The sequence below is a fragment of the Streptomyces sp. NPDC060002 genome, assembly GCF_042737245.1.
GTDB lineage: Bacteria > Actinomycetota > Actinomycetes > Streptomycetales > Streptomycetaceae > Streptomyces.
The window spans coordinates 75,617-89,142 of record NZ_JBHWUW010000013.1 but is presented as its reverse complement, the minus strand read 5'-3'; the positions used below and the strand labels follow the sequence as shown (position 1 = coordinate 89,142).

At 67.8% G+C, this 13,526-nt stretch carries 12 protein-coding genes; 10 read left to right on the top strand and 2 right to left on the bottom strand.

Going from position 1 to position 13,526, the window contains the following annotated elements; all coding sequences use genetic code 11:
• Positions 1-98: 98 nt before the first annotated feature.
• The gene (lexA, locus tag ACFWBD_RS14895; RefSeq protein WP_385666968.1) at positions 99-878 is read right to left on the bottom strand and encodes a transcriptional repressor LexA; all 780 of its coding nucleotides are present in this window, start codon (positions 876-878) and stop codon (positions 99-101) included.
• Between the two features lie 582 nt (positions 879-1,460).
• Here lexA and nrdR point away from each other — a divergent pair.
• The 7 genes from nrdR to ACFWBD_RS14860 all read left to right on the top strand — a co-directional run bounded on the left by nrdR (position 1,461) and on the right by ACFWBD_RS14860 (position 10,254).
• A complete protein-coding gene (nrdR, locus tag ACFWBD_RS14890; protein WP_385666966.1) occupies positions 1,461-2,030 on the top strand; it encodes a transcriptional regulator NrdR in 570 nt (189 codons plus the stop codon).
• A 165-nt stretch (positions 2,031-2,195) separates the two neighbouring features.
• Entirely contained in the window at positions 2,196-5,096 is a 2,901-nt protein-coding gene (locus tag ACFWBD_RS14885) for a vitamin B12-dependent ribonucleotide reductase (protein ID WP_385666964.1), read from the top strand.
• Positions 5,097-5,423: 327 nt separating this feature from the next.
• Positions 5,424-5,567, top strand: coding sequence for a hypothetical protein (locus ACFWBD_RS14880; RefSeq protein WP_167358901.1), 144 nt, complete (start codon positions 5,424-5,426; stop codon positions 5,565-5,567).
• A gap of 138 nt (positions 5,568-5,705) precedes the next feature.
• Positions 5,706-6,794, top strand: coding sequence for a tyrosine-type recombinase/integrase (locus tag ACFWBD_RS14875; protein ID WP_385666962.1), 1,089 nt, complete (start codon positions 5,706-5,708; stop codon positions 6,792-6,794).
• Entirely contained in the window at positions 6,791-7,117 is a 327-nt protein-coding gene (locus tag ACFWBD_RS14870) for a helix-turn-helix transcriptional regulator (protein WP_352024104.1), read from the top strand. Before ACFWBD_RS14875 ends, ACFWBD_RS14870 begins: the two co-directional genes overlap by 4 nt.
• Positions 7,114-9,486, top strand: a complete 2,373-nt coding sequence (locus tag ACFWBD_RS14865; protein ID WP_385666960.1) for an XRE family transcriptional regulator — start codon at positions 7,114-7,116, stop codon at positions 9,484-9,486. Before ACFWBD_RS14870 ends, ACFWBD_RS14865 begins: the two co-directional genes overlap by 4 nt.
• A gap of 18 nt (positions 9,487-9,504) precedes the next feature.
• A complete protein-coding gene (locus tag ACFWBD_RS14860) occupies positions 9,505-10,254 on the top strand; it encodes a hypothetical protein (protein ID WP_385666958.1) in 750 nt (249 codons plus the stop codon).
• A 183-nt stretch (positions 10,255-10,437) separates the two neighbouring features.
• Here ACFWBD_RS14860 and ACFWBD_RS14855 read toward each other — a convergent pair whose 3' ends face one another.
• The gene (locus ACFWBD_RS14855) at positions 10,438-10,971 is read right to left on the bottom strand and encodes a TerD family protein (RefSeq protein WP_385666956.1); all 534 of its coding nucleotides are present in this window, start codon (positions 10,969-10,971) and stop codon (positions 10,438-10,440) included.
• 156 nt (positions 10,972-11,127) lie between these two features.
• Here ACFWBD_RS14855 and ACFWBD_RS14850 point away from each other — a divergent pair, with 156 nt between their 5' ends.
• The 3 genes from ACFWBD_RS14850 (at position 11,128) to ACFWBD_RS14840 (ending at position 13,456) form a co-directional block, all read left to right on the top strand.
• Positions 11,128-11,733 carry a YdbC family protein gene (locus ACFWBD_RS14850; RefSeq protein ID WP_351766193.1) on the top strand — a complete coding sequence of 202 codons (606 nt, stop codon included), beginning with the start codon at positions 11,128-11,130 and terminating at the stop codon, positions 11,731-11,733.
• Between the two features lie 130 nt (positions 11,734-11,863).
• On the top strand, positions 11,864-12,523 hold the full coding sequence (locus tag ACFWBD_RS14845) for a histidine phosphatase family protein (protein WP_385666954.1): 660 nt from the start codon (positions 11,864-11,866) through the stop codon (positions 12,521-12,523).
• A 12-nt stretch (positions 12,524-12,535) separates the two neighbouring features.
• Positions 12,536-13,456 carry an ADP-ribosylglycohydrolase family protein gene (locus tag ACFWBD_RS14840; protein ID WP_385666952.1) on the top strand — a complete coding sequence of 307 codons (921 nt, stop codon included), beginning with the start codon at positions 12,536-12,538 and terminating at the stop codon, positions 13,454-13,456.
• Positions 13,457-13,526 lie beyond the last annotated feature (70 nt).

Sequence of the window (13,526 nt, the reverse complement as noted above, 5' to 3'; positions counted from 1 at the left end):
GGTTCAGCTCTGGCACAGCACAGGGCCCCGGAATCGGCGCAGGGATTCCGGGGCCCAGTTTCAGGGAGCGGACGGAGGCGTCCCGTCCGCCGCCGTACTCAGATGCGACGGAGTACGGCCACCACCTTGCCGAGGATGGTCGCGTCGTCGCCCGGGATCGGCTCGTAGGCCGAGTTGTGCGGGAGGAGCCACACATGGCCGTCCTCGCGCTTGAACCGCTTGACGGTGGCCTCGCCGTCCAGCATCGCGGCCACGATGTCGCCGTTCTCGGCGACGGGCTGGCGGCGGACGGTGACCCAGTCGCCGTCGCAGATCGCGGCCTCGATCATCGAGTCGCCGACGACCTTCAGCACGAACAGCTCGCCGTCGCCCACCAGCTGCCTCGGGAGGGGGAAGACGTCCTCGACCGACTCCTCGGCGAGGATCGGGCCACCGGCGGCGATGCGGCCGACCAGCGGGACGTACGACGCGGCGGGCTTGCCGGCGGTGTCCGTGGGCTGCGCGGAGCTGGCCTGGTCGGAACCTCGCACCTCGTAGGCGCGGGGCCGGTGCGGGTCCCTGCGCAGGAAGCCCTTCCGCTCCAGTGCCATCAGCTGGTGGGCGACCGAGGACGTGCTGGACAGGCCGACCGCCTGACCGATCTCCCGCATGGACGGCGGGTAGCCGCGCCGCTGTACGGAGTCCCTGATGACCTCGATCACTCGGCGCTGCCGGTCGGTGAGTCCCGAGCTGTCGGCGCGGATGCCTGGAGGTCGCCCAGGCAGAGAGCGCTTGTGTCCCTCGGGATTCGTGGCTTCGTTCATCGCATGCACCGGCTCGAGTCGGCCCTGGGAGCGGTCCTGGGCAGTGATGGTGGCACTGTCTGCGGTGGTGGTCACGTCGGCCCCTCTCGATTGTCTCCCTGCTGGACAACGGTAGTTGCTTTCGAAAGGTTGCGCCAAACACACGTTCGAGTGAAAAAGCGTGGATATCGTGCCTTGATCATGTGTCTGGGTGTATGGCCAACATGTCGCCCGGCAGACAAAAGGGCTTATTGTCGTACTCTCCACCGCCGGGACTGCTGGCGTAGTCGAGGCGCGGCCCCAGTCTGTCATCCGGCGCTCCGCGGGCCGAGGATCGGCCCCGCTCTGCGCGAGAGTCCCACCACTCCTCCCTGTGGCGCCCACGGTATCGCCGTATCCGCCGCGCCGACGCGGCTGCACGCGCGTGCACGGGTGGTTTTCGGGTGCTGGGCGTGACGGTGGAATCGCGAGCGGTGAGGTCGTCGGACACGACACGCGATACAGCCTGGATGTATGAGCCAAGCCCCCATATGTAGTGGTTGGATTGCACCAGCGGCCCAGAAGTTGTGGTCCCCGGTGTCTTCGGATACTCATGGATCCCCTATGCTTGAGGCTGCTTCGAGGGGCCAGTGAGGTCCGGCGAGGCCATTGAGTCTGCTCTGAGGAGGGTTGGAGTTCATGCACTGCCCCTTCTGCAGGCACCCCGACAGCCGTGTCGTCGACAGCCGTACGACGGATGACGGCACGTCGATCCGCAGGCGTCGCCAGTGCCCTGACTGCTCCCGTCGTTTCACGACCGTGGAGACGTGCTCGCTCATGGTGGTGAAGCGGTCCGGAGTCACCGAGCCCTTCAGCCGTATCAAGGTCATCAATGGCGTGCGCAAGGCATGTCAGGGGCGGCCTGTCACCGAGGACGCTCTGGCTCAGCTCGGCCAGCGGGTCGAGGAGGCGGTGCGGGCCACCGGAAGCGCCGAGTTGACCACCCATGACGTGGGGCTGGCGATACTCGGCCCGTTGCAGGAGCTCGACCTCGTCGCCTATCTGCGATTCGCCTCCGTCTACCGGGCGTTCGACTCGCTCGAGGACTTCGAGGCCGCCATCGCGGAACTCAGGAACCAGACGGCACGCCCCGCCGCGGACGACGACGACCGCGAGGGCGTTGCGGGGGCTGTCGTGGGGAGCCGGGAGGGCGAAGACGGGCCCGGTGGGACCGTGCAGGTCCCCGAGCCCGCCCACGCCGCCGACTGACCCGAGCGCCGGAACCGGGGTTTCGAGTCCGGGGACGGCCGGGCGCCGGCGGACCAAGACCTGCTGTGGGCGATAGCGCGTGGATGCCCACAGCACAAGACAGAACACCGTGTCACGGGAACAACGTGGCATTTTAGGGCGTTTTCGCCCGTAGAGGGAGGCGGCATGACAGAGACGGCGAGCGGTCCGGCACGAGGTTCCCGAGCCAAGGGCACCAAGACCACCAAGGGCCTGCGCATCGAGCGCATCCACACGACCCCCGGCGTGCACCCCTACGACGAGGTGGCCTGGGAGCGTCGTGACGTCGTCATGACCAACTGGCGCGACGGCTCGGTCAATTTCGAGCAGCGTGGCGTCGAGTTCCCCGACTTCTGGTCGGTGAACGCGGTCAACATCGTCACCAGCAAGTACTTCCGGGGTGCCGTGGGCACCCCTCAGCGCGAGACCGGCCTCAGGCAGCTGATCGACCGCATCGTGAAGACGTACCGGAAGGCCGGTGAGGACCACAAGTACTTCACCTCGCCCGCCGACGCCGAGATCTTCGAGCACGAGCTGGCGTACGCCCTCCTGCACCAGATCTTCAGCTTCAACAGCCCCGTCTGGTTCAACGTCGGTACCCCGCAGCCCCAGCAGGTCTCCGCCTGCTTCATCCTGGCCGTCGACGACTCCATGGAGTCGATCCTCGACTGGTACAAGGAAGAGGGCATGATCTTCAAGGGCGGCTCCGGCGCCGGCCTGAACCTCTCCCGCATCCGCTCCTCCAAGGAGCTCCTCTCCTCCGGTGGCAACGCCTCAGGACCGGTCTCCTTCATGCGTGGTGCCGACGCCTCCGCCGGCACCATCAAGTCCGGTGGAGCCACCCGTCGCGCCGCCAAGATGGTCGTCCTCGACGTGGACCACCCGGACGTCGAGGACTTCATCGCCACCAAGGTGAAGGAAGAGGAGAAGATCCGCGCTCTGCGCGACGCGGGCTTCGACATGGACCTGGGCGGCGACGACATCACGTCCGTCCAGTACCAGAACGCCAACAACAGCGTCCGCGTGAACGACGAGTTCATGACGGCCGTCGAGAACGGCACCGAGTTCGGCCTACGCGCCCGTATGACCGGCGAGATCATCGAGAAGGTCGACGCCAAGGCGCTCTTCCGCAAGCTCGCCGAGGCCGCGTGGGCCTGTGCCGACCCGGGCATCCAGTACGACGGTGTGATCAACAACTGGCACACCTGCCCCGAGTCCGGCCGGATCACCGCGTCGAACCCGTGCAGCGAGTACATGCACCTGGACAACACGTCCTGCAACCTCGCCTCGCTGAACCTGATGAAGTTCCTCAAGGACGACAGCAAGGGCAACCAGTCCTTCGAGGCCGACCGCTTCCAGAAGGTCGTCGAGCTCGTCATCACCGCGATGGACATCTCCATCTGCTTCGCTGACTTCCCGACCGAGAAGATCGGCGAGAACACGCGCGCGTTCCGCCAGCTCGGCATCGGCTACGCCAACCTCGGCGCCCTGCTGATGGCCACCGGCCACGCCTACGACTCCGACGGCGGCCGCACCCTGGCCGGCGCCATCACCTCCCTGATGACGGGCACGGCCTACCGCCGCTCCGCCGAACTGGCCGCCGTCGTCGGCCCGTACGACGGCTACGCCCGCAACGCCGACGCCCACAACCGCGTCATGAGGCAGCACTCCGACGCCAACGGGGTGGCCGTCCGCACGGACGACCTGGACAGCTCCGTCTGGGCCGCCGCCACGGAGGCCTGGCAGGACGTGCTGCGTCTCGGTGAGAAGAACGGTTTCCGTAACTCGCAGGCGTCCGTACTCGCCCCGACCGGCACCATCGGTCTGGCGATGTCCTGCGACACCACCGGCGTCGAGCCCGACCTCGCCCTGGTCAAGTTCAAGAAGCTGGTCGGCGGCGGCTCGATGCAGATCGTCAACGGCACCGTCCCGCAGGCCCTGCGCCGCCTGGGTTACCAGGAGGAGCAGATCGAGGCGATCGTCGCCCACATCGCCGACAACGGCAACGTGATCGACGCCCCCGGTCTCAAGCCGGAGCACTACGAGGTGTTCGACTGCGCCATGGGCGAGCGCGCCATCTCCCCGATGGGCCACGTCCGCATGATGGCCGCGATCCAGCCCTGGATCTCCGGTGCCATCTCCAAGACGGTCAACATGCCGGAGACGGCGACCGTCGAGGAGGTCGAGGAGATCTACTTCGAGGCCTGGAAGCTCGGCGTGAAGGCGCTCGCGATCTACCGCGACAACTGCAAGGTCGGCCAGCCCCTCTCCGCGAAGACCAAGGAGAAGGAGAAGACCGAGGTCACCGCGAAGGCCGAGGAGACGATCCGTACCGCGGTCGAGAAGGTCATCGAGTACCGCCCGGTCCGTAAGCGTCTGCCCAAGGGCCGTCCCGGCATCACGACCTCCTTCACGGTCGGCGGCGCCGAGGGCTACATGACCGCCAACTCCTACCCGGACGACGGTCTCGGCGAGGTCTTCCTGAAGATGTCCAAGCAGGGTTCGACCCTCGCCGGGATGATGGACGCCTTCTCCATCGCGGTCTCCGTCGGCCTCCAGTACGGCGTGCCGCTGGAGACGTACGTCTCGAAGTTCACCAACATGCGCTTCGAGCCGGCCGGTATGACGGACGACCCGGACGTGCGGATGGCGCAGTCGATCGTCGACTACATCTTCCGTCGCCTGGCGCTCGACTTCCTGCCCTTCGAGACGCGTTCCGCGCTCGGCATCCACTCCGCCGAGGAGCGTCAGCGCCACTTGGAGACCGGTTCGTACGAGCCGAGCTTCGAGGAGGAGAACGTGGACGTGGAGGGGCTCGCGCAGTCGGCTCCGCGTCAGACGGACCTGAAGGCCGTCGCCACGCCCAAGGCAGACGTCGAGGTGGCCGAGCCCGCCCCGAAGCAGGCCCACACCAGTGCCGAGCTGGTGGAGATGCAGCTGGGCATCCAGGCCGACGCCCCGCTGTGCTTCTCCTGCGGTACGAAGATGCAGCGGGCCGGTTCCTGCTACATCTGCGAGGGCTGCGGTTCGACCAGCGGTTGCAGCTGATACCGGGCGGAATTGCGTCGGATGCAACACCCGGCGTAGCTGAACCTGAAGCGTGATCTCTGTGAGGGAGGGGCGTCAGCCCTGGGCTGACGCCCCTCCCTTTCCGCAGTTGGTACACCACGACTGCGTTTGAGAACACGCGTCGCGCCGAAGGCGCGAGAAGAGATCGTTCCGGGGGCGCAAGCCCCTGGAATGACGAACGCCCAGCCTTGTAGGGGGCCGGGCGGTCGTTGCAGTCAGGAACGTAATGTCCTGCGCGTGTAGGAGCCTGCATGACATCACGTCCTGGTCTGCGATGCAAAAGCAACCAGGAAGGGAGTGATGAACATGACGAACAAGCGTCAGACCAGCAAGAAGGTCGCCGCGAAGGCCAGCAAGCAGCTGACCAGCCCGAAGTCGACCCCGGCGCAGAAGTCTGTGGCGGCCAGCGCGTTGTCGCAGACGAAGACCGGCAAGACCAAGAAGAAGTGATACTGGCTGTCCCGGGCCTACACCCGGGGCGGCCAGCCCCGTTTCCGCTGGCCAGGCACGCCGCCGTAACCGATTCAACGATGTTGCGTTGAATGCATCGTGAGTCGAGGGGTGGATCTGCCGGGTGCCGCGCACCTGATGCTGGCCGACGGCGTCGTGCATCTGGAACCGGAGCCAGCGGTTTTCGAGGCGATGCTGGACGGCTGGGCCCGGCAGCAAAGAACCCGGTTCCTGGACGAAGACGGGACGATCAAGCCGCGGCTGTCGGTGGTGCGGCGGTTTGCGGAGTTCACCAATCAGTACCCCTGGCAGTGGGAGCCCGCCGAGGTCGAGGCGTTCATCGACCATCTGAGGTCGCGGCGGAAGAAGTTCGCGGTCTCCACCGGGCGGAACTACCAGAACGCGCTCCGGATGTTCTGCGAGTACACCACTGACGCTCGCTACGGCTGGCCTGCGCGCTGCCTGGAACGCTTCGGCCAGGCGCCCGTGCAGATCCTGCACGAGTGGAACACTGTCACCCACAGCAGCGAATACGAGGGCGACGCTGGTCGGCGCCCGCTGACCTACGACGAGGTTCAGGCCCTGTTCGACGCGGCGGACGCACGGGTTGACGAGATCCGGGCCCGGCGCCGCAAGGGCTCACTCGCCGCCCTTCGGGACGCGATCCTCCTCAAGACCGTCTACGCCTACGGGCTTCGCCGTCAGGAAGCCTGCGGGTTGGACTTGGCTGACCTGCGGCGGAATCCGAAGATGCCGCAGTACGGCCGGTTTGGCGGCCTGTTCGTACGCTACGGAAAGTCCTCTAAGGGAGGGCCACCTAAGCGCCGCACCGTCCTGACCGTCCCCGAACTGGACTGGAGCGTTGACCTCCTCGACCAGTACCTGGAGGAGGTCCGCCCGGTCTTCGCCCCGGGAAAGCACCCAGCCCTCTGGATCACCGAACGCCGCGGCCGGATGTCCGCTCGACGCCTGGACGAAGCCTTCGAGACCGCCCGCGAAGCCGCGGGCCTGCCCGAAGAACTCGACTTGCACGGGCTTCGCCACAGCTACGTCACGCATCTCGTGGAGTTCGGCTACCCCGAGCGGTTCGTCCAGGACCAGGTCGGCCACGCCTACGCCAGCACCACCGCCATCTACACCGGTGTCTCGGACGAGTACCGCAACCGGCTGCTCCAGCGGGTGTTGAAGGAACGCCACGGCGATCTCTGGGAGGACGACAAGACGTGATCAAGAAGATGGGCTACCACTGGCATCTGCGGCAGATCATGGCCACCCGGCAGATGTTCCAGACCACCGACCTGGTCGGCCCACTCGCCGAGCGAGGCATCACTCTGTCCCGGGAACAGGTATTCCGCCTGGTCACCCAGCCCCCGCAGCGGCTGTCGATGGACACCCTCGCGGCGCTCTGCGACATCCTCGGCTGCCAGCCCGGCGATCTCATCGAAGTCCGGGTCGTCAACGAGGAGATTCGCAAGACCGCAGACGAAGCACCGGTCCGGCCGCTGCCGACTGCCCGCCGGACCACGATCCGCCGACCCGAGGGACTATGACCAAGGCCCGCGACCGCCAGCGAGCCGAACAGCGACAGGCCGCTCTGGACCGCGTGATCACCGCGCTCACCGCCTCACTGCCTGGCCTCGACCGAGCGGAGGCCGTTCAGGCTGTCTCCGAGGCACGGGCCGCCCGCGGCACCCCGCTCCGCGACCTCGACCAGCACCTCGCCGACCACCCCACAGCCCTGATCTCCGGCGAAGCCCACTGCCCGCCTGTCATCGTCCGCCTCGCCAAGGTCCTGCACACCACGGGACACACAGCCGTGGTCCGGCCGGCCTGCACCGACTGCCGAAGATCCAACCTGGACCTCCCACGGCTCGGCCCCAACGGACGTCTCTGCATCAACTGTTCCGCCCGCAGCAGCAAAGGCACCTGTGATCGATGCGGCCGCACCGACACCCGGCTCGCCGCACGCCGGGCCGAGGGCCTCATCTGCTACTCCTGCTACCGCGTCGACCCGGACGTCGTCGAAGAATGCGTCGCCTGCGGCCAACTCCGCATGCCGGTCACCCGCCGCCCGGACAACTCGCCGATCTACGCGTCCTGTTGGACCGGCCCCGAGTACACCTGCCTGAGCTGCGGCGCCCTCGGCCCGGCCAAGTCGAACGGTCCCGAGGGACCGATCTGTGCGTCCTGCCACCACCGGCAACAGAAGCCGGTCAGGGAATGCGGCCGCTGCGGACAAGTACGACGCATCGCTCGACGGGCCACCGGCTCGCGGCCGGACATCTGCGAGGACTGCTACAACGGGCCCACCAACACCTGCTCAACCTGCGGGCAAGTCCGCCCCTGCCACCGAGGGACGGACGGCGCATGGACCTGCCGGACCTGCCGCCCGGGGCTGACCCAGGAGTGCTGCCGCTGCGGGCGGACCCGCCGCGTCCACACCCGCTGGCCAATCGGCCCGGTCTGCTCGACCTGCTACACCGTCGTGCTGGACGCGCCCGCGACCTGCGCAGACTGCGGCCGCCACCAGCCACTGATCGGCATCGCCGAGGACGGCACCAGGATCTGCGGAGCATGCGCGGGCACCGCCTTCGACTACACCTGCCGCGCCTGCGGACTCGGCGGCCGGACCTACGCCGACACGCAGTGCGCCCGCTGCGTCCTCACTATCCGCCTCCAGCAACTGCTGTCTGGCCCCGACGGGCACATCCCGGCACCGCTACAGCCGCTGCGGGACGCTCTCGCCCTGGCTGAACGACCCCGCGGCATCCTGCACTGGCTCAAGCGCAGCCCGAACGCCGCCCTCTTCACCAGCCTGGCCGCCTCCGGCGAACCGATCACCCACCAGCGGCTCGATCAGCTCCCGCCCAGCCGACACCTGCATTACGTCCGCCACACCCTCGTGCACCTCGGCGCCCTTCCGGAGCGCGATGAGGAACTCGATCGCATCCCCGCCTGGCTGGACACGGTCCTCGCCGACCGCCCCACCGGCCACGTCCATCTGGTCCGTCCCTATGCGCACTGGCACTTGCTGCGACGAGCCCGAAGACGCGCCGCCCAGCGACGCCGCCCAGCGGAACCGGGCTCGTTCCTCCGCACCCGCGTCTTGGTGGCCCTAGAGTTCCTCGCCTGGCTCGACGAGCAGAGCCTCGACCTGGGCGGACTTCGACAAGACGGCCTCGACCGCTGGCTGGATGCGGGCAACACCCGCACCTACGCGATCCGCTACTTCCTGTCCTGGACCGCCAGCCGCGGTCTCACCGGCAAGCTCATGGTCCCCTCCATCCCGCGTCAGCAGCCCAGCCAGCTGATGGACGAAGAAGGCCGCTGGAAGCTGCTGAAACTGTGTCTGACCGACTCCAGCATGGCCCTGGACACCCGGGCCGCAGGCGCACTGATCCTGCTCTTCGGCCTGCACGCGTCCCACGTCCGGCACCTCACCGCGACCCAACTCACCCGCCGCGACGGCAATAGCTACCTCACCGTCGACCGGCACCCGATCCTGCTGCCACCCCGGCTCGCCAGTCTCCTCCACCAGCTGGCCGAAGCACCCCACACCCGGGCCGCTCTCACGCGCACCAACCGCGGCGAGCCCTGGCTCTTCCCCGGCCTCGTCCCCGGCCGCCCCACCTCGCAGACCGGCCTCAGCTCGAAACTCCTGCCCCACGGCATCGACACCCGGCCAGCCCGGAACGCGGCCTTGGCCGCGCTCGCCGGCGACCTGCCCGCGCCGGTCCTCGCCAGCGTCCTTGGCCTCCATCCCAACACTGCCGTCCGCTGGTCAGGATTCGCTAAGACCTCTTGGACCGACTACCTCGCCGCCCGAGCCCACGACATGTGGATGCCTCCGGGCAAGAATGTCCAGGACGGAGTCGCCCGTCCCTCTTCAAGCAGAAACACGCAGGACAACCGCCACTAACTCCGAAACCATCAGCCCATGACCAGAGAACCGCATCTGCTGTCCCTCCGCATCGTCGTGCCTCCGCTGGGAAGCCGACACGGCACCGTGGAATGCCGACCGATCATCAACGGACGAGACATCCTGGCCGACGTGTTCGATGAGGGGCCGGCGGATGACCCTCGGTATCTGTTGGGGCCGGACGCGCGGCTTCACGCGACAGACACGCCCCGCGAGGTTCGGCTTGCCGAGGCCGAGTGCACGGAAGGATGCTGCGGCGCTGTCTACGTGACCATCAGGCGCGAAGGACAGCACGTGGTCTGGAGCGGCTGGCGCAACCCGGATGAGGACGATGTCGACCTCCCAGAGCTTCGATTCGACGTCAATCAGTACGACGTGGAGGTTCGCCGGGCCGCGACCGACCACAGTTGGGAGTGGCCGGCCCGAACAGTCGCCAGGCTTCTGGAGGAACGGCTCCGGGAGCGTGTCGGTTGGCTGACGACCTGGGAATGCGAACTGGGAGCCGTCTCAGCTTGGCACTGGGAACCTGACCAGATCAGCGTCTTCCTGTTCCATCCCAGCCGTTCCGCGATCAGAGAAGATCGTCCCTGGCTTCAGTTCAGGATGACGTTTCCGGTCTCCGGGGACGACCCGGGTGACCAAGCAGAGCGCTTCGAGGCGCGTCTCACGGCCGAAGACCCCCGCGAGGTCGCTGAGGTTTGCGGCGGTTCAAAGGAGTTCGCCGATCAGCTCGGCTACCCCTGGCCAGGCCCGCGACGTCGAGCATGAAGCGCGGTTGAGGCGAGGAATACGACACCCCAGGAATAAGTGGTCTCCGCCAGTATCCCAGCCGCGCCGGTCAGGTCGCGATGACCTGACAAAGGGCGGCGGAGCCGGTTCCCGGCTCCGCCGCCCTCGGTGTTTTCCGGAGGCTCCACCGGCCCCGAGGGCTCGGTGGCGTCCTTCGTGCCGTCAGGAGTGGCGCACCTGGCCCATGGTCCTCGTGAACGTCGCCGGGTCGTCCTCGAAGCCCTGGACGCCGGGGTGGAACGACCAGCCGTCGGACGACTCGCGCAGGAACTCCCCGACCGTCGCCGCGGTGGCACCGAGGACGCCTGCGAAGTCGTCCTCGTCCAGGACGGTGTAGCCCTCCCGTATCCGGAAGCCGGGGTTGAGCACACCGACGAACGTCCGGTGCTCCGGGTTCTGCTGGATGACGACACCGACGACCACGCGCGCGTACCGCACGTCCAGGCGGTCGAGCTCCAGCGTCATCACCTCGTCCCAGCCGAAGCCCTTGCCGTCCTTGCTGTCCCGGTTGAGATAGATCGTTCCGTCGGGGGAGCGGCTGTCGAAGTGCACCACATAGGCGGGTGCGCCATGTGGATCGCTCTCCAGGTAGGTCGCGGCCACGATGTCCAGGTCGGTAGGCGGCTCCCCCGTCGGACTCGGGTCCCACTTCAGCGCCATCTCGACCTTGCGGATTCCCTTGTTGAGGCCGCTCACCGGAATTCCCCTCCCCGTTTCCCCGTCTGACATTGCACTGAACCCGCAGAATTACAGGGCCGGTTGTCCATCCTGCCACGCGCGCGTACGCCGTCGCAGCGCCGCACTGTGAACGAGGGTGACCAACGCCACGCCCACTGGCCTTACCATGGCGCGGTGCTGGTCAAGTGGATTCGCTGCACCGTGGTGGACCGCCGCGGTTTCGAACGGGGACAGCGAAAGTGGGCGGGGCTTCTGGGGGAGCCGGGGTTCCGGGGACAGGGCGGGGGCTGGAGCAGGGCGCGGCCCTCCGTCGCGCATGTCTTCGCGTTCTGGGAGAGCCGTGCCTTCTACGACTCCTTCATGGCGCGTTCCCATGACCGGCTGGCGGCGACTCAGTCGGGCACTTTCAAGGACGCCCAGGTACGGCTGTTCGACTACCGCTTCGACGTGAAGACGGGTTTCGAGCCCCGCTTCACCGACTCCGACCTGCTGCGGGTGGCACTCTGCCGGGTCCACGAGGAACGCGCCGAGCACTTCTCCCTCATGCAGGAGAAGGTGTGGAACCCCGCCATGGCCGGCTCGCCCGGCATGATCCGGGGGCTGTTCGCCGAGGCTCCCGGGCACGAGTTCATGGTGCTCTCGATGTGGCGCTCGGCGGCCGAACACGGAAAGTACCGAACCGAACGCGTGGAGCGGCTCGCGCTTCGCGCCCAGACGGAGGCGGACATATCCTCCCTCACCGGCGACATCGTCGAACTCGAGTCGACGTGGACGGTTTGAAAACCGGACCTACCGGCGGGCTCGTCGATCATGCGTTGTATGCGCTTTCTGGTGCGGGATTTGTGTGACCTACGCTGTATGGAGGCCGTACGAGTGCTCGATCGGCCGTCACCCGATCTAGGGTTTTGGCATGGCACGACCACGGCGCATCGTCCTTGTCCGGCACGGGGAGTCAACGGGCAATGTTGATGACACCGTCTACGAGCGTGAACCCGACCATGCACTGGCCCTGACCTCGCGGGGCTGGCAGCAGGCCGAGGAGACGGGAAAGAGCCTGCGGGAGGTGTTCGGCCGCGAGCAGGTCAGCGTGTACGTCTCCCCCTACCGGCGTACGCATGAGACGCTCCGGGCCTTCCACCTGGACCCCGACCGCATACGCGTACGTGAGGAGCCCCGGCTGCGCGAGCAGGACTGGGGAAACTGGCAGGACCGCGACGACGTACGGCTGCAGAAGACCTACCGGGACGCCTACGGGCACTTCTTCTACCGTTTCGCGCAGGGTGAGAGCGGCGCCGACGTCTACGACCGGGTCGGCGGTTTCCTGGAGAGCCTCTTCCGTAGCTTCGAGGCCCCCGACCACCCGCCGAACGTGCTCATCGTGACCCATGGCCTCGCGATGCGTCTGTTCTGCATGCGCTGGTTCCACTGGACGGTCGCGGAATTCGAGTCCCTCGCGAATCCGGGGAACGCCGAGATGCGCATGCTCGTTCTCGGGGACGACGACAGGTACACGCTCGACCGGCCCTTCAACCGCTGGCGAGACCCGGAACCGTACGGAATCACCGGATAGGGTGGCAGAGCGATGACCGCTGACTCCTCTCCCGACCGGCGCCTGGAGCGCGCGCTGGCAAGCCTGCGCGGCCTCGCCGTGGGCGACGCGCTGGGCTCGCAGTTTTTCGTGCCGGTGAACTATCCGCTGCTCCAGCGCCGTGAGCTGCCGCCCGGTCCCTGGCAGTGGACCGACGATACGGAGATGGCCTGCTCCGTGGTGGCCGTCCTCGCCGCCCACCATCGCATCGACCAGGACGCGCTGGCCCAGTCCTTCGCGCGGCACCACGACTTCGACCGCGGGTATGGTCCGGCGGTCAACCGGCTGCTGAGGCTGGTCAGGGAGGGCGCCGACTGGCGTGAGCTGGCGGCCGCCCTGTTCAACGGGCAGGGGTCCTGGGGCAACGGCGCCGCGATGCGCGTCGCGCCGCTGGGTGCCTGGTACGCGGACGATCCCGAGCAGGCGACCCATCAGGCCGAGATCTCCGCCTATCCCACGCATCAGCACCGGGAGGCCGTGGTCGGGGCCATGGCCGTCGCCGCGGCCGCCGCGCTGGTCGGCGCCCCGGGAGGGCCGCCCACCGCCGAGGCGCTCCTGGACGGCGTCGTCGCCCTTGTCCCGAAGAGTGCCGTCGGTGCCGGTCTGCGGCGGGCCAGGGACATGCTCGACTACGCCGACGCGGCCACCGTCGCGGCGGTGCTGGGTTGCGGCAGACGGACGTCGGCCCACGACACCGTCCCCTTCGCGGTCTGGTCGGCGGCGCGTGCCCTTGGCGACTACGAGACGGCGTTCTGGACGACCGCGCAGGTCGGCGGCGATGTGGACACGACCTGCGCCATCGTGGGCGGCATACTCGCGTCCGGCAAGGCGGGGACTCCACCGCAGGCGTGGGCGCGGCAGGTGGAGGCGTTGCCGGGGTGGATACCCGCACGCGACGTGATGCCCGAAGCCTGAGCTGACGCCTGACGCCTGACGCCTGACGCCCGACAGGCGAGCGCCTTGCGCCTGACCGTGGGCCTGCGTC